At 45.6% G+C, this 2417-nt stretch carries 2 protein-coding genes; both read right to left on the bottom strand.

Going from position 1 to position 2417, the window contains the following annotated elements:
• Window positions 1-268: 268 nt before the first annotated feature.
• Window positions 269-1423, bottom strand: a complete 1155-nt coding sequence (locus HPE56_RS20205) for an IS91 family transposase (protein ID WP_188245552.1) — start codon at window positions 1421-1423, stop codon at window positions 269-271.
• The gene (locus HPE56_RS20200) at window positions 1423-2304 is read right to left on the bottom strand and encodes a tyrosine-type recombinase/integrase (RefSeq protein WP_223170396.1); all 882 of its coding nucleotides are present in this window, start codon (window positions 2302-2304) and stop codon (window positions 1423-1425) included. Before HPE56_RS20200 ends, HPE56_RS20205 begins: the two co-directional genes overlap by 1 nt.
• Window positions 2305-2417: the final 113 nt, after the last annotated feature.

Genomic DNA, 2417 nt, shown 5'->3' with positions numbered 1-2417 from the left:
AATAACTAAGCATATGGCGCGCCGATAGGCTAGCGCTATATGACGTGTTGACTGATCCGGGGTTTGGGATAAGGGGGAATACGAGAGGTTTGCCTAGCCCTTGGCAAAGAAGAAGGTTGTTGTTTTGCCGTGCTGTGGGTTTCTTTCCGCAGTAAAACAGCAGTACAAAACAATTTTAATGCTACATGCGTCACAATTTTTGGGTAGCTACGCAGTTTTATCAGTTTTTTTGAGTTTGGGCACTAGTCAGCCGGAGCGCTGTTCAGCACTATTGGTACACATTGAATTTCAGTAATTTACGCTTTACAACTTGTTGGTAATTCGTTGGTGGACCACGGCTGTCAAAGCTTAAAAGTGTAATTAATGCCCCTTTTTTACAGCTAGGGCAAATACGGTGCACCGATTTCTCTTTAATTTCAAAGCTTTCTACATGCGTCAAGTTCTTATCTGTCAATTGTAATTGCAACAGCGGTAAGCGGTCCTTTTTCCAACTACTGCTTAAAAATCCGTAATGGCGTATACGTGTAAAGCCCTTGGGAAGTATATGGAGTTGAAAACGCCGTATGAATTCCCTGCTCGTGAGGGTCATCCTTGTTCGTTGCCCGCCTTTCCTGTAGTCCTTCAGACTAAAGGTGACCTCCCTTTTCTCTTTATCAATATCAAGGATACGGTGGTTACTAATCGCTATCTTATGCGTGTAGCGCCCCAGATATTCGATCACATGTTCCGGCCTACCAAAAGGATCCTTGGCATAGACTACCCACTTTTTTTTGAACAGGTCGTCATACAGAGATTGTGGTAGTTGGGGAAGTGTCTTGCGCAGTTTTGCCACAAAAAGACCTCGGTATTTATCACTCATCGCTAGTACCGAAAACAGAAAGTCGTCCTTTCCTTTCCCTTTTTTCCAGAACCCAGCTTTTGAGACACCTCCCTTGGGAACGATGCAATGCAGGTGTGGATGCAATTGTAGGTTCTGGCCCCAAGTATGCAGTACCGCTATCATGCCCAGTTTTGCGCCCAAATGCTTGGGGTTGTTCCCAAAGGCACTAAGGGTTTCCCATACGGTGTCGAACAGGATTTTATAGAGCGTTCGGGGATATTTTAGCGCAACAGGGTTTATCGTATCGGGCAAGGTGAACACCACATGAAAATAGGGTACGGGAAGGAGCTCAGCCGTTCTGGCCGCTATCCACTGATGCTGTTTATGCCCCTGACAGGTAGGACAGTGCCTGTTACGACAGGAGTTGAACTGCAGATGTAGCTTCTTACACTCCGTACACCAGTCCAGATGTCCGCCAAGGGCTTTGGTGCGGCATTTACGTATCGCGTGCAGAGCGCGGGCGTTCCAGCCCGTATGCGCTATATCATCTAGATGGTCAACTTCTAGATTTAACACATCTGCCACTTTATATTTGGGCAGCATTACTTTGTGTAAAGCGTATCCATAGGACTGAACTTGACCGAGCTCCCCGAATTGGATACCTGTAAATACACCATGGTGGTTTCTATATGGGCATGCCCCAACAGCTCTTTTAAACACATAATATTCATCCCATCTTCTAGTAAATGGGTGGCATAGGAATGCCGCAGTGTGTGGGCGGTAAACCTCTTTTGGGTATTCACCTTGGAACGGCATTCATTGATCACCCATTGGATACCTCGTGTGGTAAGCGGCCCTACTGCCCCGTCTTTGGTGACCTGACTATTAAATACATATGTTACGGGGTTTTCTGTATTGAAATAGATTCTTAGCCCACGGGCAAGGTGAGGGCTTAATGGAACATAGCGGTCTACTTTTCCTTTCTGCTTTTTTATAAAGACTGTTTTACGGTCAAAATCGATATCCGATCGCAACAGGTTGCAGAGCTCATAACTGCGAAGCCCACAACCATAGAGCATTCCAAGCATCAGACGGTGCTTTAGGTATTTGGGTGCCCTTAATAGCTCCCGTACCTCCCTTTTGTTAAGCACCACCGGTAGGTCGTTCTGTCTTTTGACCTGTGGTAGACCAATGTGCTTTTTATCCATTCCCAGCACCTTATAGGCAGCACGAAGTCCATAGATGGTGTGTTTGAAAAAACTCTCCGAAGGGGTCTTGTGAAGATTCTGGCAGTAGTATAAATAATCCGCTATCTGCTCTTCGTTTAGCAGTTCTGGACTACACTTGTAATGGAGCGCTAGGTGCGCAAGGCAGCGTAGGTAGTTCCTTAGGGTGCTGGCCGCCTTGCCATTGATTGCAAAGCTTCTTTCTAAACTACTGGCCAGTGACTTGAACTCCGGTACTTCTTCCAAGGCCGTCTCCAAGATCGTCCTTGACTTTTTTTAAATACATATTCTTAAGGTTTTTATCAAACAGTAAGATAACGTACTTTTATAAACAAACTAAAAGCTTCCGAGGTACGAGGATTAGTTCAACA

Source organism: Maribacter aquimaris (assembly GCF_014596745.1).
Taxonomy (GTDB): Bacteria; Bacteroidota; Bacteroidia; order Flavobacteriales; family Flavobacteriaceae; genus Maribacter_A; species Maribacter_A aquimaris.
Note: the sequence above shows the minus strand (reverse complement) of the source record. Positions and strands in the feature narration are given on the sequence as shown.